This window comes from Pseudomonas sp. RL_105y_Pfl2_101 (genome assembly GCF_963970585.1).
GTDB lineage: Bacteria > Pseudomonadota > Gammaproteobacteria > Pseudomonadales > Pseudomonadaceae > Aquipseudomonas.
In genome coordinates this window covers 44285-63577 of sequence record NZ_CAXAPG010000007.1, presented here as the reverse complement: position 1 = coordinate 63577, position 19293 = coordinate 44285, and the positions used below count along the sequence as shown (strand labels likewise).

At 63.6% G+C, this 19293-nt stretch carries 8 protein-coding genes and 1 pseudogene; 4 read left to right on the top strand and 5 right to left on the bottom strand.

Annotated elements, in window-relative coordinates; translation table 11 throughout:
- Window positions 1-46: 46 nt before the first annotated feature.
- Window positions 47-13033: a non-ribosomal peptide synthetase gene (locus AACY31_RS10695; RefSeq protein WP_339504412.1), complete on the bottom strand. Its 12987-nt coding sequence runs from the start codon at window positions 13031-13033 to the stop codon at window positions 47-49.
- A gap of 282 nt (window positions 13034-13315) precedes the next feature.
- Between AACY31_RS10695 and AACY31_RS10690 the strand changes: the two genes are divergently transcribed.
- Window positions 13316-13864, top strand: coding sequence for an RNA polymerase factor sigma-70 (locus AACY31_RS10690; protein ID WP_024619408.1), 549 nt, complete (start codon window positions 13316-13318; stop codon window positions 13862-13864).
- Window positions 13865-14014: 150 nt separating this feature from the next.
- On the opposite strand, the gene AACY31_RS10685 is transcribed toward AACY31_RS10690, so the two are convergent.
- The 3 genes from AACY31_RS10685 to AACY31_RS10675 form a co-directional block, all read right to left on the bottom strand.
- Complete coding sequence (locus tag AACY31_RS10685; protein ID WP_339476598.1) at window positions 14015-15028, bottom strand: GNAT family N-acetyltransferase; 1014 nt, start codon at window positions 15026-15028, stop codon at window positions 14015-14017.
- 70 nt (window positions 15029-15098) lie between these two features.
- On the bottom strand, window positions 15099-15875 hold the full coding sequence (locus AACY31_RS10680; RefSeq protein ID WP_339477058.1) for a substrate-binding periplasmic protein: 777 nt from the start codon (window positions 15873-15875) through the stop codon (window positions 15099-15101).
- A 118-nt stretch (window positions 15876-15993) separates the two neighbouring features.
- The gene (locus tag AACY31_RS10675) at window positions 15994-16620 is read right to left on the bottom strand and encodes a TetR/AcrR family transcriptional regulator (RefSeq protein ID WP_339476595.1); all 627 of its coding nucleotides are present in this window, start codon (window positions 16618-16620) and stop codon (window positions 15994-15996) included.
- A 180-nt stretch (window positions 16621-16800) separates the two neighbouring features.
- Between AACY31_RS10675 and AACY31_RS10670 the strand changes: the two are divergent.
- The 3 genes and pseudogenes from AACY31_RS10670 to ppnP form a co-directional block, all read left to right on the top strand.
- Window positions 16801-17202: pseudogene (locus tag AACY31_RS10670) on the top strand (acyclic terpene utilization AtuA family protein); the annotation flags it as partial.
- 137 nt (window positions 17203-17339) lie between these two features.
- Window positions 17340-17882 (top strand): exonuclease domain-containing protein, encoded by a 543-nt coding sequence (locus AACY31_RS10665; RefSeq protein WP_339476593.1) that lies wholly within the window; start codon window positions 17340-17342, stop codon window positions 17880-17882.
- 93 nt (window positions 17883-17975) lie between these two features.
- Window positions 17976-18260: a pyrimidine/purine nucleoside phosphorylase gene (gene ppnP / locus AACY31_RS10660; RefSeq protein WP_339476590.1), complete on the top strand. Its 285-nt coding sequence runs from the start codon at window positions 17976-17978 to the stop codon at window positions 18258-18260.
- Window positions 18261-18453: 193 nt separating this feature from the next.
- Here the strand turns inward: ppnP and AACY31_RS10655 are convergent, their stop codons facing one another.
- Entirely contained in the window at window positions 18454-19263 is an 810-nt protein-coding gene (locus AACY31_RS10655; RefSeq protein WP_339476589.1) for an MOSC domain-containing protein, read from the bottom strand.
- Window positions 19264-19293 lie beyond the last annotated feature (30 nt).

Genomic DNA, 19293 nt, shown 5'->3' with positions numbered 1-19293 from the left:
GGGAGCAAGGCTTGCCCGCGATGAGGCCGTTACGCGCGCCGCAAAGCTACAGGCCTTCCAACTCCGCCATCAGGTCATTCAACCGATCCACCTTCTCCTCGGTGATTTCGCTGGCCGCCAGCCCATCGATGTAGTCGGCCAGTTCCTGCACCGTGCTGCATTCGAACATCGCCCGTAGCGGCACGTTGCGTTGCAGGGTCTTTTGCACCCGTGAGGCGATTTGCGTTGCCAGCAAGGAATGCCCGCCCAATTCGAAGAAGTTGTCCCGCATCCCCACCCGCTCGACTTTCAGCACCTGGGCCCAGATATCTGCCAGGGTCTGCTCCAGCGCATTGCCGGGGGCTTGGTAGTCCTGGCGGTGCAACTGGCCGATCTCCAGGGCCGGCAAGGCCTTGCGATCGAGCTTGCCGTTGGCGTTGAGGGGCAGGCGCTCGAGCCACAGCCAGTGCAGCGGCACCATGTATTCCGGCAGTTCCGCCCGCAGGCGCTGCTTGATGCGCTCCAGGCGTTCGGCAGGCTTGAGCGCCGAGTCGGTGGCAACGAGGTAGCCCACCAGATGCTTGCCATTGGCGCCTTCCTGCACGCCCACCGCCCCATCGCGCACTTCCGGCTGTTCATGCAAGCGGGCTTCGATTTCCCCCAGCTCGATGCGGTAGCCGCGGATCTTCACCTGATGGTCGAGGCGTCCGACGTACTCCAAGACCCCGTCGCTGCGCCGCCGTGCCAGGTCACCGGTGCGGTACAGTCGCTCCCCAGGCGCTCCGAACGGATTCGGCACAAAGACCGGGGCGGTGCGCAACGGATCGCCGACATAACCGCGCCCAACCCCGGTGCCCGCCACGCACAACTCACCCACCGCGCCCAACGGCACCAGGTCCAGCGCGCCGTCGAGCAGGTACAGACGATTGTTGTCGGTGGGCGTGCCGATCGGCAGATACGTACCCCGGGTCGAGGCCAGGTCGACACGGAAGAACGCCACGTCGTCGGAGCATTCCGCCGGGCCGTAGGCATTGACCAGAACGGTGTCCGGGTAACGCAACAACCACTGGTGCGCCAGCTCCGGCGGCATCGCTTCGCCGGTGGGCAGCATCCAGCGCAAGCCGTCCAGACCAACGCGTTCCTGGGCAAGCATGCCCTGAATCAGCGACGGCACACTTTCCAGCACGCTAATGCCCTGCTGCTGTACATGCTCCAGCAGCCCTTGCGGGTCGTGGGCAATGGCATTGGGCACGATATCGACCCGGGCACCGAACAACGGCGCGGCCAGGAACTGCCAGACCGAAATATCGAAACTCTGGGACGCCGTCTGGGCGATCACATCCGCCTCGCTCAGCGCCAGGTACGGCACCTTGCTCAGCTGATTGTTGAGCATGCCCCGCTGCTCCACCATCACGCCTTTGGGCAGGCCGGTGGAGCCGGAGGTGTAGATCACGTAGGCCAGGTTATCCGGCCCGCTGTAGACGCCTGGGTTTACCAGCGAAAGAGCGCTGGCCTGGACGCTTTCCCACACCAGCAACTTCGGCCGCCCGGAGCAGGCGAACTCGTCCAGCAAGGCCTGCGCCTGGGCCTGGCAGGCCTGGGTGCAAACCAGCAACGGCGTGCAGCTCAATCCGATGATGCGGCTCAGGCGCTGGCTCGGCAGGCCTGGGTCCAGCGGCAGGTAGCCGGCACCAGCCTTGAAGCTACCGATGATCATGCCCAGCAGCTCGGCATCTCGTTCGGCCAGCAGCGCCACTGGCTGATCCAGGCCGACACCGGCAGCGATCAGGGCGTGACCGAGGCGGTTGCTGCGCGCATTCAGCTCGGCGTAGCTGTAGCTCGCGTCCAGGCAACTGACCGCAGGGCGGTGCGGATGGGCCGCGACCCGCGCCTCGAAGAGCTCGACGTAGCTTTGCTCCAGCGGATAGGCATGCTCGCTCTGGTTGCAGCCCTCGATCAGGAAGTCCTGTTCTTCGGCACCGATCAGCGGCAGCTCGCTCATGTCGCCGTGCAAGCCCTCCATCAACGCCAGCAGCAACCGCTTGAACTCGCCCAGCAGCCCCTGGATGGTGCTTTCATCGAAGTAGCGCTGGTCGTAGGAAAGGTGCAGCCCCAGGTCATCCCCCGGATAGCAGACCGCCGTCAGCGGGAAATTGGTGTGGGTCCGGCCCGAGTCCGACGTGGCGTTGAGGCTTTGGGCGCGGTCCAGCACCGAGACCTCCACCGGCGCGTTCTCGAACACGAACAAACTGTCGAACAGCGGCTGGCCCTTGGGCAGTTCGCTGACCTCCTGGATGCTCACCAGCGGCAGGTATTCGTACTCGCGCAATTGCATGTTGCTGTCCAGCAAATCCCTGAGCCACTGGCGCACGCTGCAGCGCTGATGGTCCTCAGGCATCTGCACGCGCAAGGCGATGCTGTTGATGAACAGCCCCACGGTGCGTTGCATCTGCGGCAGCGCCACCGGGCGCCCGGCCACAGTGACGCCGAACAGCACGTCGCGGTCGCCGCTGACTCGCCGCAGCACCAACGCCCACGCCGCCTGGGCGAAGGTGTTGACCGTCAGTTGATGGGCCTGGGCCAATTCCCGCAGCCGCGCACCGTCCCGGGCATCGAGACGGGTGTAGCAGTCGCCGACGCTCATGCCGCCGCTGTCACCGGCGTGCTCGCGCAGGAACGGCCGGTCGCCAGGGATCGGCGTGGTCCGCTCGAAGCCTTGCAGGTTGCGTTGCCACCACTGCCGGGCTTCGGCCAGGCTCTGGTGCTGCAACCAGCCGATGTAGTCGCGATAGCGCGGTGGCACGCTCAACTGCGGTTCGCGGTTTTCACCCTGGGCGGTGTAGATCTCGAAGAAGTCTTCCATCAGCAGCGAACGACACCACGCATCGATGAGGATGTGGTGGTTACTCATCATGAACCAGTAGCGTGCCGCGCCGACCCGAATCAGTCGCAGGTGAAACGGCGCCTGGTTCAACAGATCGAAACCGTCCTCGCGCTCGTTCTTGAGCAGCGCCTGGAGCGTGGCTTCCTGGGCGTCTTCGGGCACCGAAGACCAGTCGAGGTAGTCCACCGGCGTGCTGCCGGGCCTATGGATAATTTGCAGCATCTGTTCGCCGACGTTCCAGCAGAACGACGCGCGCAAAGCTTCGTGGCGGGCGATGACCGCTTGCCAGGCCTGGGCAAAACGCTGCGGATCCAGTTCGCTGTTGATGCGGTAGCGATCCTGCATGTAGTACAGGCCCGTGCCCGGCTCCAGCAAGGTGTGCAGGAGCATGCCCTCCTGCATCGGCGTCAGCGGGTAGACGTCTTCGATCTGTCCGGCCGCTACCGGCAGGCTGTCGAGTTGGCCCTGGGTCAACTTCGCCAGGGGAAAATCCGATGGCGTGAGGCCGCCCGCCTCGTCTGTCAGGCAGTGTTCGATCAGGCGTTGCAATTCATCGAGGTAAGCATCGGCCAGGATGGCGATAGCCTGACGATCATGACGTTCGCGGCTGAACGTCCAGCGCAGCAACAATTCGCCACCGCTGACCTGGCTGTCGACGCTCAGCTCATTGGGCAGCGGCGCATCGGGATCGTGGATCGCACCCAGCGGCGCATCCAGCGGATGGAACAACGCATCATGCCCCAGGGTCTGGTCGAGCTGCCCCAGGTAGTTGAAGGTGATCGCCGCGTGCGGCAGACCGGCCATCGTCTGGCGAGTCGTCGCGTCCGCCAGGTAGTGCAATACGCCATGGCCGAGGCCCTTGTGAGGCACCGCGCGCAATTGTTCCTTGATGGCCTTGATCGACGCTGCGAAGCCTTCGGTTGCTGGACTCAGGCGCACGGGATAGACGCTGGTGAACCAGCCGACGGTGCGAGTCAGGTCGATGTCGTCGAACAGCGCTTCGCGGCCGTGGCCTTCAAGCTGGACCAGGGCCGAGGCATGGCCGCTCCAACGGCACAGCACCCGGGCCAGCGCGGTGAGCAGCAGGTCGTTGACCTGGGTGCGGTAGGCGCTCGGCGCCTGTTGCAACAGTTGCCGGGTGCGCTCGGCGTCCAGACGCACGCTGACGGTTTCAGCATGACGTTCCTGCAGCCCACCCTCGGGATTCGCGCAGGGCAGTTGCACCTGCGCGCCGCTCAACTGCGCTTGCCACCACTCCAGTTCTTCGCGCAGGGATTCGCTACCGGCGTAGGCCTGCAAGCGCGCAGCCCAGTCCCGCAAGGGGCTGGTCTTGGCCGGCAACTGCACCTCCTGCCCGGCAGTGAGCTGGCGGTAGACGGTTTGCAGATCGTCCATCAGCACCCGCCACGACACACCATCGACCACCAGGTGATGGATGACGATCAGCAACCGTTGCTGACCGTCGGCGGTCTCCGCCAGCACTGCTCGCAGTAAGGGTCCGCTTGGCAGACTCAGGCTGCGCTGCGTCTGGGCAAACAACGCTTCGCAATCCTGGGTGGTGTCCACGAACACGTGCTGCAACAGCGCAACGTCAGACAATGGCTGGTGCTCGGCGCGCCAATGCCCGGCGTTTTCACCAAAGCCCAGGCGCAAGGCATCGTGGTGCTGGAAGACACTGCGCAGTGCCTGTTCCAGAGGTTGCGGCGCCAGGGCCGTGGTCGGCTCCAGCACCAGCGCCTGATTCCAGTGATGCCGTTTGGGGATCTGGCGCTCGAAGAACCAGTGCTGGATCGGCGTCAACCCGGACTCACCCTGCAACAGGCCCTGCTCGGCGTGCACCTGCTGGCTGCGCGTGGCAACGGCGGCCAGGGTCTGGACGGTCTGGTGCTGGAACAGGTCGCGGGGCGTGAAATGAACGCCCTGCTGCCGGGCGCGGCTGACCACCTGGATGGACAGGATCGAATCGCCGCCCAGCTCGAAGAAGTTATCGTTAAGGCCCACTTGCCCGACGTTCAGCACCTCGCACCAGATCGCCGCCAGGGTCTGCTCCAAGGCATTGCTCGGCGCCACGTAGTGCTGGCGATTGAGTCCAGGATCGGGCAGCGGCAAGGCGCGGCGGTCGAGTTTACCGTTGGCGGTCAGTGGCATGCTTGCCAGCAGGATCAAATGCGTGGGCACCATGTAGTCCGGCACCTGGGCCTTAAGATGGTTTTTCAAGGCTTCGCGCAGGAGCGCTTGTTGCTCGCCGTCCTGGCTGGCGACGTCGCTCACCAGGTAACCGGCCAGTTGCTTGCCGCCAGGCGTGTCGAGGGCCAATACCACGGCCTCGCGCACCGCCTCATGCTCCAGCAGGCGGGTTTCGATTTCGCCCAGTTCGATGCGAAAGCCGCGGATTTTCACCTGATGGTCGAGCCGTCCCAGGTATTCCACCAGACCGTCGGCACGCTGGCGCACCAGGTCGCCGGTGCGATAGAGGCGTCCGCCCTTGCTGGCAAACGGGTCGGCGACGAAGCGCTCGGCGGTCATGCCCGGACGCTGGTGATAACCCTGGGCCAGACCGGCGCCGCCCACATACAACTCACCTGTGGCGCCTTGCGGCACCAACGCCAGGTCGGCGTCGAGGACGTACGCCACGCGGGCGCCAATCACGCTGCCAATCGGCACACTGGTCGCACCCTCTTCCAATCGCTCCGGAGCCAGGCTCGCCAACGGCATAACCACGGTTTCGGTCGGGCCATAGGCGTTGAAGAACAGGCGCGGGCTGAACGCGGCGCGAATGCGCTGCAAATGCTCGCCGGTCAGGGCTTCGCCGCCGGTGATGCACATGCGCACCGGCAGGGTCTGGCCCTGGGTCGCCAACCACTGCGCCAACTGGCTGCCATAGCTGGGGGTGAAACCAAGGATGTTGATGCGATGCTGGCGAATCAGCCCGCAGATTTCCTCGGCGTCCCATTGGCCCTGGGCCCGCAGCACCACGTGGGCGCCACTGAGCAACGGTACCAGCAGGCGTTCGGTGGCCGCGTCGAAGTTGATGGAATAAAAATGCAGCTCGCAATCGTCCGGGCGCATGCCGAAACGCTGGATCACTGCCTGACAATGCATGGCGATTTCACCGTGAGACACCACCACGCCCTTGGGCTTGCCGGTGGAGCCCGAGGTGTAGATCAGGTACGCCTGGTGTTGCGCCAAGGTGATCCGCGGCGGCGCCTGATCCGGGTAGTGGGCCAGGGCCGCCGAATCATCTTCCAGGCACCAGCACCCCACTCCCTCGGGCACTGCACCGAGGGCCTGGAACATCGCCCGGTCACTGAGCAGCAGGCTGACGCCGCTGTCCTCGATCATGTAGCTCAAGCGGTCCAGCGGGTATTCCGGGTCCAGCGGCACATAGGCACCGCCAGCCTTGAGGATCGCCAGCAGGCCGATGACCATTTCCAGCGAGCGCTCCAGGGCCAGGCCAACCCGCACCTGCGGCCCGACACCTCGCTCAAGCAGCATCCAGGCCAGGCGATTGGCGCGGCTGTTCAACTGCGCATACGTCAGGGTCTGCCCGGCGAAAGTCAGGGCCGGCGCGTCGGGACGCATCCGGGCCTGTTCGTCGAACAGTTCGTGCAGGCAGTGGTCCAGGCGATGCTGACCGGGCTCGACGCCCAGGCTGTCGAGCAGTTGTTGCTGCTCGCGGGCATCCAGCAACGGCAGTTCGCTCAGGCGTCGGGCCGGATCGACCAGCAACCCTTCCAGCAGATTGCGCCAGTGTCCCGCCATGCGCGCGATGCGCGGTTCGTCGAACAGGTCGGTGCTGTAGGTCAGGCAGCAACCCAGGCGCTGATCCAGGTCGGTGACTTCCAGGTTGAGGTCGAACTTGGTGGCCCGGGCGTCGTTGACCAGGTATTCGACGGTCATACCGGCCAGCGTGCGACTCTGTTGGAACTCCCAGCGCTGCACGTTGCACATCACCTGGAACAGCGGGTTGTAGGCCGCACTGCGCGGTGGTTGCAGGGCTTCCACCAGATGATCGAACGGCAAATCCTGATGGGACTGGCCTTCGATGACGGTGTGGCGCACCTGTTCGAACAGTTCACCCACCGACATCTGCCCGTCGAGTTGGCAGCGCAGGACCTGGGTGTTGAGGAATGCCCCGATCAGCCCTTCGCTTTCCGGGCGGATGCGGTTGGCCACCGGCGCGCCGATACGCAGGTCGGTCTGGCCACTGTAGCGGTAGAGCAGCACGGCCAGGGCCGCGGTCATGGTCATGAACAGGGTCAGGCCATGTTGCGCGTTGAAACCACGAACCCGCGTCGCCAAATCATCACTGAGGTCGAAACGGAACAGTTCGCCGCGATGACTTTGCACCGATGGCCGCGGACGGTCACCGGGCAGTTCCAGCAGCGGATGTTCGCGGCCCAACTGCGCGGTCCAATAGTCGAGTTGTCGCTGACACTCACCGGACTCCAGCCACTGACGCTGCCAGACGCTGTAGTCCAGGTACTGCACCGGCAAGGGTTCCAGGGGCGATTCGCGATCGTCGATGAAGGCTTCGTACAGCGCGCTCAGTTCACGGGCGAAAATGTCCATCGCCCAGCCTTCGGTGACGATGTGGTGCAACGTCAGGACAAAGTAATGCTCATGCTCGGCGGTCTTGACCAGGCAGGCCCGCAGTAGCGGCCCGGTTTCCAGGTCGAAGGGCCGGTGGGCCTCGCTGTCGGCCAGTTGCTGTACCCGCTGCTGGCGAATGTCGGCGGCCAGCCTCGAGAAGTCCTTCCAGTCCATGCACAGGCCCGTCTCGCCGTGCACCTGCTGGCGGGCCACGCCATCGACGCTCGGGAACGTGGTGCGCAGGGTTTCGTGGCGCAGGATCAACGCCTGCAAGGCCACCTCGAAGCGCCCGACATCCAGCACCCCGCGCAACCGCGCCATGCCTCCGACATTGTAGGCCGGGCTGTCCGGCTCCATCTGCCAGAGGAACCACATGCGCTGCTGGGAATAGGACAGCGGCACTGGTTGGCTGCGGTCGACCGTCTCAATGGGCGGCTGGCGGTTGATCTGGCCGCTGGCCTGGATCAAGCGCACCTGTTCAGCGAAGGCCCCCAGCTCACTGGCCTCGAACAAAGTGCGCAGCGGCAGTTCGACGTCACAGATTTGGCGGGTGCGGGAAATGATCTGGGTCGCCAGCAGCGAATGGCCGCCGAGGGCAAAGAAATCGTCCCGCAGGCCGATGCGCGCAAGGCCCAGCACCTCGCGCCAGATGCCGGCGATTTGCTGCTCCAGGGCACTGCCCGGCTCGACGTGCTCGCGCACCTGCCATTGCGGTTCGGGCAAGGCGCGTCGGTCGAGTTTACCGCTCGGGCCCAGGGGCATGGCGTCCAGGCGCAGCAGTTGGGCCGGCACCATGTAGTCGGGCAGCTCGGCGGCCAGGGCGGTTTTGAGTCGATGGTTCAACTCGTCCTGATCCTGGGCGACATCCGGGGCGGTGTAATAGCCGATCAACTGCGGACCGGCCGAGGTGTCGCGCACCAACACCGCCACGTGGGCGACACCGTCCTGGGCCAGCAGACGCGCTTCGATTTCCTGCGGTTCAACCCGAAAACCGCGCAGCTTGACCTGCTGGTCGAGACGGCCAAGGTATTCGATCACGCCGTCAGTGCTCCAGCGCGTGCGGTCGCCGGTCCGGTACAACCGCGCACCGACCGGCCCCAATGGGTCGGCGACGAAACGCTCGGCGCTCAGGCCCGGACGACCGAGGTAACCCCGGGCCAGGCCCAGGCCGCCAATGCACAACTCGCCCGGCACACCGGCTGGTACGGGATTGAGGTCGCTGTCGAGTACCCGGCACAGCACGTTGCCCAAAGGTCGACCGATCGGCGAGCGCTCGCCATCGGCCTCGGTGCAATGCCAATGGGTGACGTTGATCGCGGTTTCGGTCGGGCCGTAGCGGTTGTGCAGTTGCGCCGACGGCAGTTGCGCCAAGACCCGGTTGCGCAGTTCGGAAGGCAAGGCTTCGCCACCGCAGAACAGCCGGCGCAGGCTGCTGCAGCGGGCGCTCAACGGCTCATCGACAAACAGACTGAGCAAAGGCGGCACGAAGTGCAGCGTGGTGACGCCAAACTGCTGCACCAACTGGGCGATGCGGTGCGGGTCACGGTGTTCGCCGGGGCCGGCCAGCACCAATTCGCTGCCGGTGATCAGCGGCCAGAAGCATTCCCAGACCGACACATCGAAGCTGATGGGGGCCTTTTGCATCAGCACATCGGTGGCATCCAGCCCGTAGGTCGCTTGCATCCATTGCAGGCGCTCGGCCAGGGCCGCGTGGGTATTGCCGACGCCTTTGGGCTGGCCGGTGGAACCGGAGGTGTAGATGACGTAGGCCAGGTGGTCGCCGTGCAGGTGCAGGCCCGGCGGGTGGCTCGGCCATTGCTCCAGATGCAGGGCGTCGATGGCGATGACACTGACGCCGTCGCACGCCGGCAAACGCTCCAGCAGTGCGGTTTGGGTCAGCAGCAAGTCGACGCCACTGTCGTGGAGCATGTACGCCAGGCGTTCGGCCGGGTAGTCCACATCCAGCGGCACATAGGCGCCACCAGCCTTGACGATCGCCAGCACGCCGATGAGCAACTGCGGCGAACGCTCGGCGGCAATCGCCACGCACACGTCCGGGCCAACGCCCTTGTCCCGCAGGTAATGGGCCAGGCGATTGGCCTGGGCGTGCAGCTCGGCATAATCGAGTTGGCCACCGTCCCAGCGCAACGCGATCCGCTGCGGCGTGCGCCGGGCCTGCTCGTTCAATTGCTCCGGCAGCCATTGGCTGGCCGGCGCGCACGGGGCTGCGCTCCATTGCTGCTGCTGGCTGTGTTCATCGGCGCCCAATAACGGCACATCGCCAATGGCTTGCTGCGGATCGGCACAGACCGCCCGCAACAGGTTGCAGTAATGCGTCGCCAGACGGGCGATAGTCGCCGCCTCGAACAGTTCGTCGGCGTAGTCGAACGACAGCGTCAAGCGGCCATTGCGATCTTCTTCGCTGTGCAGTTGCAGGTCGAACTTGGCTTCGCGGCTGTGCCACGGCAATGCCTCGACCAGTAACCCCGGCAGGCGCCGCAAGGCACTCAAGTCACGCTGCTGGTGGTTGAACATCACCTGGAACAGACCTTGTTCACGCGCCTCGGGAAACGCTTCGAGCAATTGTTCGAACGGCAGGTCCTGGTGGGCCTGGGCACCGAGTGTGGCTTCCCGGGCCTGGGCCAGCAGCGCGGCGAACGGTTGACGGGAATCAACCTGCCCGCGCAAGACTTGGGTGTTGATGAAGAAGCCGATCAGCCCCTGGGTTTCCAGGCGCGGACGGTTGGCATTGGGCACGCCGATGCGAATATCGGATTGGCCGGTGTAACGCTGCAACAGCGCCTGGAAGGCTGCCAGCAACAGCATGAACAGCGTTGCGTCGTGAGCCTGGGCCACGTGGCGCAAGGTATCGCCGAGGCCCTTGTCCAGGCGCAGGCTATGCCGTGCGGCACTGCGCTGGCGTTGAGCGCTGCGCGGGTGATCCGTGCCCAGCACCAGGGCCGAATGTTCCGCGCCCAGTTGCTGCTTACAGTAGCTCAGTTGGCGCTCGGCCTCGCCCTGGGCGAGCCACTGGCGCTGCCAACTGCTGTAGTCGGCGTATTGCAAGGGCAACGGCGCCAGACCGGCGACCTGGCCTTGGGAGGCGGCGAGGTACAAGCGGGAGAACTCTTCGATCAACACATCCATTGACCAGCCGTCGGCGACGATGTGGTGCAGCGTCACCAGCAACTGATGGTCATCCTCGTCAAGACGCAACAGGCTGACCCGCAGCAGCGGCCCCTTCTCCAGATCGAACGGCGTGGCCGCTTCGTCTTCTCGAACCTGGCGCGCCCGGGCTTCGCGCGAGTCGGCAGGCAGGTCGCCGAGGTCGATGACGTGCAGTTCGAATTCGCCTGCCGGATCGACCTGTTGCAGGGCCACGCCATCACGCTCCAGGAACCGCGTGCGCAGGGACTCATGACGCTCGATCAGTTGCTGGAAACTGGTGCGCAACGCGTCTTCGTCCAACTCACCGCGCAGGTGCAAGGCGCCGGGAATGTTGTAGGCATGGCTCGTCGGATCGAGCTGCCAGGTAAACCACAAACGGTTCTGGGCCAAGGATTGCGGCAACGCTTTGTCGCGCGACAATACGCTGATTGCGCCTTGAGGCTGGCCGCCGCCCTGTTGCTGGTTCGCCACCGCTGCGGCGAACGCGGCCAGGGTCGGGGCCTCGAACAGCAGGCGCAGGTTGAGCGCCAGCCCGAGGGTTTCGCCCAGTCGTGCGATCACCTGGGTGGCGGCGATGGAGTTACCGCCCAGCAGGAAGAAATGATCATCAGCCTGGATTTGTTCGACCTGCAACTGCTCCCGCCAGATTTGGCCGATGAGCGTTTGTAGCTCGGAGGACGGCGCAGATTCATCAGCGACCTCGACTTCGGCTGATGGGAACTGTGCATAACGGTCCAAGCTGCCGTCGGCCAATCGGCTGCGGCAGGCCGAGCGCTGCAACTTGCCGCTGGAGGTCTTGGGCAACGCGCCGGGATTGAGCAGCACCACCACGCTAGGGGCTTGCTGGCAGGCCTCGGCCACGGCCTGGCGAATGGCTTTGATCAAGGCTTCGGGCGGCAGAATTTTCTGCACGCTGCGGCTGATTTCCGCCGCGATGCCGATGCCTTCCTCGCCGCCATCGTTGACCGCGAACGCAGCCACGCGCCCCTTGCGCACCACCTCCACGTCGCGCTCGATGGTTTGCTCTATGTCCTGGGGGTAGAGGTTGTGCCCCCGGACGATCAGCAGGTCTTTCAGGCGACCGGTGATGAACAGCTCGCCGCCGCGCAAGAAACCCAGGTCACCGGTACGCAGCCAGGTCCGGCCCTCGTGCTGGACAAAGGTCTTGGCGCTGGCTTCGGGGTTGCGCCAGTAGCCCAGGGCGATGCTCGGGCCGGCAGCCCAGACTTCACCGACCTGATTGTCGGCCAGCGGCTGCAACGTAGCGGGCTCGACAATCAGTACTGCGTGCCCGGGCTGGCTGACACCGCAACTCATCACCGCACTGCCCTGCCCCGGCTCGGCACGGTTTTGTGCCAGTGCCGCATCATCGATCCGCAGCGAAGGAATGCCGTGGCGGCGTGGCGTGCCGGCGACGAATAGAGTCGCTTCGGCCAAGCCGTAGGAGGCCATGAAATTGTCCGGCGTGAAGCCGCACGGGGCGAACTTCTCGGCAAACCGCTCCAGCGTGTCGAGGCGGATCGGCTCGGAACCGGAATAGGCCACGCGCCAGCCGCTCAGGTCGAGATGCTGCAGGGCCGAGTCACTGACCCGTTCGCTGCACAGCCGATAGGCGAAGTCCGGGCCACCGCTGATGGTGCCGCCGTACTCGCTGATTGCTTCGAGCCAACGCTGGGGGCGGGCCAGGAAGTAGGCCGGCGACATCAATACGCACGGGACGCCGCTGAACACCGGCTGTAGCAAGCCGCCGATCAAGCCCATGTCGTGGTACAGCGGTAGCCAGCTGACGATGACGTCATCAGGGTTCAGATCGATGCCGAAGCCCTGGCGTATCAGCAGTTCGTTGGCGACCAGGTTGCCGTGACTGACCTGCACGCCCTTGGGCAACGCGGTAGAGCCGGACGTGTATTGCAGGAAGGCAATGTCATCGTCCTGCAACGTCGGCATCCGCCATTGCCCCGCGCGGGCCGGGTCGAGGGTATCGACGCACAACACCGGCGGTGCTGATTCGATGGCTTGCAACGGCTCGCGCAGGTCGCTGCGGGTGAGCAACAGGCGCGGTTCGGCGTCGGCAATGATCGACAGCAAGCGCTCTTGATGATGGCGACGGGCGGACTCCGGCGGATAGGCCGGCACGGCAATCACCCCGGCATAGAGGCAGCCAAAGAACGCCGCGACGTAATCCGGACCGCTGGGGAACAGCAGCACGGCGCGATCCCCCAGCGTTGCCTCGGCCCGCAAGGCGGCGGCGATGGTGCGAGCACGCAGGTCCAGGTCGCGATAACTCAACACCACACCCTGCCCGGGGGTGTCGGTAAGGAAGCGCAGGGCCACCCGGTCCGGCGTCAACGCGGCGCGGCGCTGGAGGGCATGAGCCAGGGTGATGGGGAGTTCGAACGCGTCGGTCATGGGGGGTTCCTGCCTGGATTCGGCTTGCAAGTTGTCACCCATGGGAACGGATAGTCCCGACCAATAATTAGTCACGGAGCCTACTCACCCAAGCATCGCACCGAAGCATCCGACGGCCACGCGCCGCGGCAATGGGTCGCAGCACCAAGGCGGACTTAAAATATTCAATAGTTCTTCTTCTCAATTGACAATCATTATCATTAAGCCTAATTTGGCGCTCGATGTGTAGGACGAGTGCGGCATCCCGACGTCCTGCTAACTTTTTGCAGCAAGGTGAATTCCATGACGGAACAAGTATCCACAAGCAGGTGCGACTCACCGTTACTCCAGGCATTCGTTGATAACCGGTTGATCCTGGTCAAGATCGCAGCGCGCATTACCGGCTGCCGATCCCGTGCGGAAGATGTGGTGCAGGACGCGTTTTTCCGGCTGCAATCGGCGCCCCAGATCACCTCCTCGTTCAAAGCGCAGCTCAGTTATCTGTTCCAGATCGTGCGCAACCTGGCGATCGACCACTACCGCAAGCAGGCGCTGGAACAGAAATACTCGGGGCCGGAAGAGGAAGGGTTGAACGTGGTGATCCAGGGTGCTTCGCCAGAAACCTCCCATATCAACTTCTCCACGCTGGAGCACATCGCCGACGCGCTGACCGAACTGCCCAGCCGCACCCGCTATGCCTTCGAGATGTATCGCCTGCATGGCGTGCCACAGAAGGACATCGCCAAGGAACTGGGGGTCTCGCCGACCCTGGTGAACTTCATGATCCGCGATGCCCTGGTGCATTGCCGCAAGGTGTCGGGGGTTCGGGGCGATACTTTCGCCCGGCGGTGATATGAGGCGTCAGTTCCGGCGCCATCGCGGGCAAGCCTTGCTCCCAAAGGTTTTTCTGGCAGGCAGATAGTGTGTGAAACCCGGAGCCGGTGGGAGCAAGGCTTGCCCGCGATGGCGACCTGATGACCGCCACCTGCCCCATGCCAAACCTCACATCAACCCACACCGATCAAAAAACCGCTCTCGCCCCAGGATCATCAGCGCCGCGCGCTTGTGGGGAAAGTCGAATTCCTTTTCACAATGGAAGCACTGGTTGTGCAGGTGTCCGATCATCCGGGCGTTGTCGGCCCGAGGCTCGGCGACCACGCGCTGGGTGCGCGGGTCGTCCAGGAACAAGTAATGCACCAGCGCCGACAACCAACTGGCCACCTTGTGCGGCCCCCGGTGTTGCTCTTCACCCACCAGCATGTGGATGCCGCGATCGTAGTTGCCGGCGTCATAGAACGGTGCGATCCGATCCTCCTTGGCCCAATAGGCTTCGAAATAAGCGAACGGCTGGTCATCGAAACAGCCGATCAGGGTCAAGACCCGGGGATCGGCCTGCAGCTTGCCCAGGTATTCGCGATGCTGTTCCAGGCTGCCCTCCTCCTGCCAGAAACTCGCCACACGCGGGCTGTTCTGCCAGCGGTTGAAACGCGTAAGGTCCTGCTCGATTTCCAAGGTACGCAAGGACACCCAGGCGCCCAGCCGTGCATCGAAACGCCGGTACACCTCGCCACGAGGCTTGATGGGCCGGCGTGGATGGCGCTGGCCATCGGTGATGGTCATGTGTTGCGGGTAACTGCCATTGAACGACACGCCCAGCCAGGGCTGCGGCAATTGCCAGAACATCGTGCGCTCGCAAACGTATTCACCGGCACGTTCAGCGGCTGTCAACAAACCGCTGAGCAAGGCTTCGCCGGGACGCTCGTCAAGGTGCCAGGTCAGGCGCTGGCAGTCGGGGTCGCGAGCAAACAGCCAATAGCAGGCCGCCCACAGCGCCGGGCCCACCGGTCGGTCGTTGATTTCCTGCAAGTGCACGTGCAACTCCGGACCGCGCGCAAGGCGCAGCCGGATCAGTGGCGCACCTTCAAGCATCAGGCTCAGGTGGCGTTCGGTTTCATCGGCGCCGAGGCGACGGCCGCCAGGCAGGGGCAGCGTCGTCGGGGGCTTGAGGTTGGACATGGGAGGGGCTCGCGTATTCGTCGGTAGTCAACGTGGGACGTGAGCCGGGAAGGGAAATTTAGTGGCGCATTCAATGTGAATGCATGGACACCAGATGAATTTGGTAGGGCTGGAAAATCTTCAGCAACTGGCCGTTGTCCCGCAACATTTGCAGCAACTGGGCAAACGCCTCACTGGAAATGGGCGCTTGCGGGCGGATCAGCGCGTAATGGTGGTAAATCTGATCAATGCGTTCAGACACCAGCAATTGCGGGCCGACTTCGGGATTGCGCAGCACGTAATCGTTAAGATATGAACGGGTCACCAGGGCGATGTCCGCGCGCCCGCGCAAGACCATCAGCAGGTTGCTGTCATGGGAGTACGTCAACGTGGCGTTGTATTGGCCGATAAGGAACTTGGGATCGGCGTTGAATTCGGCAAAGGCGTAGTGATAACCGCTGAACAAGGCCAGGCGCTTGCCCCTGAGGTCGATGAAATAAGCTTGCTGTCGATCCGGCTTGCGCTCGGCGACGAAGACTTCCGCATCCTCCAGGCCCATGTCTACCGAGGTGTGCGGTATATCTTGCCAGCCCCACTCGGGGTTCTCGAAAATCGCCATGTCGACACGGCCCTGCTTGAAGTCATTGAAGCGGCGTGGGATCGATGTCGGCACCAGCACGAACTGATAGTCGCTTTGCGACTGGTTCAAGGCCTCGACCATTTGCGGCAGCAGGCCGGTGTCAGCGCCCTTCTCGGGACGAACGGTATAAGGCGGAAAATGCGCCGCGCCGATCCGTACCAGTTGCGCGGCCTCGGTCGGCAAGGCCAGGAAAACGGCCAGAACAGCCAGCAGCAGACGCGAAGTCATCCCCATCGGCGAAAACGTCAAGATAACCCACTCCCCAAAAGTCCCCATCAATAACAATCAAACTAGGCGGTTTCAGCCACTTAGCCAGCCACACACGGTCATTTAAGGCATTGCTCGATTATTGTTTTTCTTCAAGCACCAGGATCAGGGCTTGCTCGGCCAGCTCATCGAGGCTCAGGCTGCCTTCGGCGCGAAACCAGGTGGTGGTCCAGGACAACGCTCCCGTGAGGAACCGCCGGGTAATGAACACGTCCCCACGAATATACCCGGCCTCCTTGGCCTGGCCCAGGACCTCGAGCCACAAGTCTTCATAAATATCACGCAGGGCCAGCACGTGTCGCTGCCCGTCCTGCGACAGTGAACGCCACTCATAGACCAGCACCGCCATGGCCTCGCCGGTGCCGCCCATGATCGACTGCAATTCGCAGCGGATCAGCGCCAATACCCGCTCAGGCACGCTGTCGGCCTCGACCAGGGCGGCGCGCATCAATGCGGTGTTGTAGCGCAGGGTGTCTTCCATCACCGCCCGCAGAATTTCGTCCTTGCTCTTGAAATGGTGAAAGATGCTGCCCGATTGAATACCCACGGCACTGGCCAGGTCCCGCACCGTGGTGCGCTCGAAGCCTTTGTTGCGAAACAGGTGGGCGGCGGTCTGGAGCAGTTTGCCGCGAGCACTGTCCGGGTCGGTCAGTTGCCCGTTGTCGACCAACTCGCGCATCACGCCCAGGGCTTTTTGCTCGTCCACCCATTCTCTCCTACAGTCGATCAATCCACGCGCGAACAGTGCACATCAAACCATCAGTGGCCCGGGCAATTTAAGCTGCCCGAGGCGACCAAGCAAGCGCTCGGCCAGAAGAACCAGCGGCCGCTTACAAACCAAGCGCTTGCTTGGCAGCCTCGAACCATCTTTGCCGGAGGGAACGCCATGCCAAAAACGATCCGTATCGGTTGCGCCAGCGCCTTCTAGGGCGATACCTGTACTGCGGCGGCGCAACTGATCGAGGGCGGGGCGCTGGATTACCGGGTGTTCGACTACCTGGTCGAGGTGACGATGTCGATCATGGCGGGGCGCGCCTGAAGGACTCTTCGAGCGGCCTGCGATCAGGCGGACGTGCCGTTGAAGATCGCCGTGCTGCTGGGCGATGAACTGCAACCGCAATTCGAACGGCTCGCCGCCCAGGGCATCCGAGAAATGTTCAGTGGCGAGCCCCTGCCGCCCGCGTGCGTGTCCATCAGCGCCTATCTCGGCGCGCCCGGCATCGTCGAAGCGTTGCGCCTGGGTGCCGATGTCGTGATCACCGGCCGCGTGGTGGACAGCGTCGTGGTCAGGCAATTGCAGGTCACGCGCAGCGACCAGATGAAAAAACGCCAGGTTTTGTTGCGCGTTGAAATGACCCACTAGTCGGATGCCGAGGGTTTGACTACGCTCAAACCCATCAGCACGCCGATACCGGGAACCCTGCAATGCCTCACTGGCTGGTGATTGATCTGGAGGCCACCACCGATGAAGGGGGCTGGCCGGTAACCGAAATGGAAATTATCGAAATCGGCGCCACGCTGGTGAATCGTGACGGTCGCGAAGTGGATCATTTCCAGCGCTTCGTGCGGCCCCTGAGGCGACCGCTGCTCACGCCTTTCTGTCGCGAGCTGACCCGCATCACCCAGGCCAATATCGCCAGTGCCGCGCCCTTGACCGAGGTCTGGCCGGCGTTCGAGCGCTGGCTGGCGCCGTATCAGTCGAAGCTGGAAAGCTGGGTCAGTTGGGGCGATTACGACCGCAAGCAACTGCTTCAGGAATGGCAGCACCAGCAGTTGCACAGCGTCCTCGGCCAGGTCCCGCACATGAACCTCAAGCAACGCTTCGCCAAGGCCCGTCGACTGGAGCGACCGCTGGGGCTCAATGGCGCGCTGCAACTGGCTGGCCTGCAATTCTGCGGTCAACAACACCGTGCGCTGGAAGATGCCCGAAATACCGCACGGTTGTTGCCCCTGGTGCTTCCGGGTTGAGCGGCAGCCCCCTCCCAGTGCAGCAGATGACGAATGTTGAAGCCTTGTGCATACTGGCCGGCCTTTTCCAGCCCCTTTTTCGAGGAATCGCCCATGTTTAAAGTCAACGAGTACTTCGACGGCACCGTCAAGTCGATCGCTTTTGGCACTGCCGAAGGCCCTGCGACCATCGGCGTCATGGCACCGGGCGAATATGAGTTCGGCACGGCCCAACGGGAAATCATGCACGTGGTCTCCGGCGCCCTGACCGTGAAGCTGCCTGACAGCACCGACTGGGAGACCTTCGAGGCCGGCAGCCAGTTCAATGTACCGGCCAACAGCAAGTTCCAAATCAAAGTGACCATCGATACCGCTTACCTGTGTGAGTACCGCGGCTAAGCCTGCCCTCACAACCCGTGGCGATGTAGGAGCGCTCGAGCCGATCTTTCCCCGGACACATGAATCTCAAGCGAAAGATCAAACGATCGCAGCCCAACGGGATCTCCCTCGCCACCAAAGCTAGAAAAACTGTTGCGAGATAAACAAAAATGCCCGTATCCAGTGACACGGGCATTTTTGTTTACAGGTCTTTTTATTCGAGCACTTCAACCGGCATGCCGACTTCAAGCCGACCGTTGCTGTCGTTGACCAGGTTCTGGCCGAACATCGCACCGTCGGGTGTCGAACGGTATTGCTGCAACGTAGCAAAGGGTTCGCGATTCGGATCGCGTTCGCCGGTTTGCGGATCGACCGTGGTCATGATGCACCGCGAGCAGGGCTTGACCAGCCGGAACTCAACCTCGCCGATACGAATGCGCTTCCAACCGTCCTCGGCAAACGCCTCGCTGCCCTCGACCACCAGGTTGGGGCGAAAACGCAACATTTCCAGCGAACGACCGACCCGACTCGACAGGTCCTGCAAGGACGCCTGGCCAATCAACAGCAGGGGGAAACCATCGGCAAAGGCGACCTTGTCATCATCCTTGCCATAACCGGCGGCGGTGGTACGCGCCAGATCCACCGGCACATGCACCAGGCGGGTAGGATTGCCGATGAATTCGCTGACCCAGGCCGCGGCCTCGTCACCGGCATCCGGCACACGCATGCTGTCACGCCAGATGATTACCCCGCGCCGCTGCTGCTCCACTGCGGAGGGTAGCGGCACGTCGATGGCGCCATGACCCGGCGCGCTGAGCGTCAGGCCGCCCGCTTCGTTCCACAAGGCTGAGAGCTGGCTCAGCTTCGCCACGGCTCGTTGGGTCAGGAAACGCCCCGTGCCCTCATCCACCAGCATCCAGCGCCGATCACCGTCCAGCCCCAGTTTGTCCAGGCCAATCCCTTGCAGGGGCTGGCCCTTGCCGGACTTCAACGGATACCGATACAGCGCACTGAGCCGCAACATGGTCAACTTCCCTGGTGGCGAAAAAATGCC

Coding starts and splice junctions, on each gene's coding strand:
- AACY31_RS10665 (WP_339476593.1), top strand. CDS start 17,340: ATGCCTCACTGGCTGGTGATTGATCTGGAGGCCACCACCGATGAAGGG.
- AACY31_RS10685 (WP_339476598.1), bottom strand. CDS start 15,028: ATGTCCAACCTCAAGCCCCCGACGACGCTGCCCCTGCCTGGCGGCCGT.
- AACY31_RS10655 (WP_339476589.1), bottom strand. CDS start 19,263: ATGTTGCGGCTCAGTGCGCTGTATCGGTATCCGTTGAAGTCCGGCAAG.
- ppnP (WP_339476590.1), top strand. CDS start 17,976: ATGTTTAAAGTCAACGAGTACTTCGACGGCACCGTCAAGTCGATCGCT.
- AACY31_RS10690 (WP_024619408.1), top strand. CDS start 13,316: ATGACGGAACAAGTATCCACAAGCAGGTGCGACTCACCGTTACTCCAG.
- AACY31_RS10680 (WP_339477058.1), bottom strand. CDS start 15,875: ATGACTTCGCGTCTGCTGCTGGCTGTTCTGGCCGTTTTCCTGGCCTTG.
- AACY31_RS10695 (WP_339504412.1), bottom strand. CDS start 13,033: ATGACCGACGCGTTCGAACTCCCCATCACCCTGGCTCATGCCCTCCAG.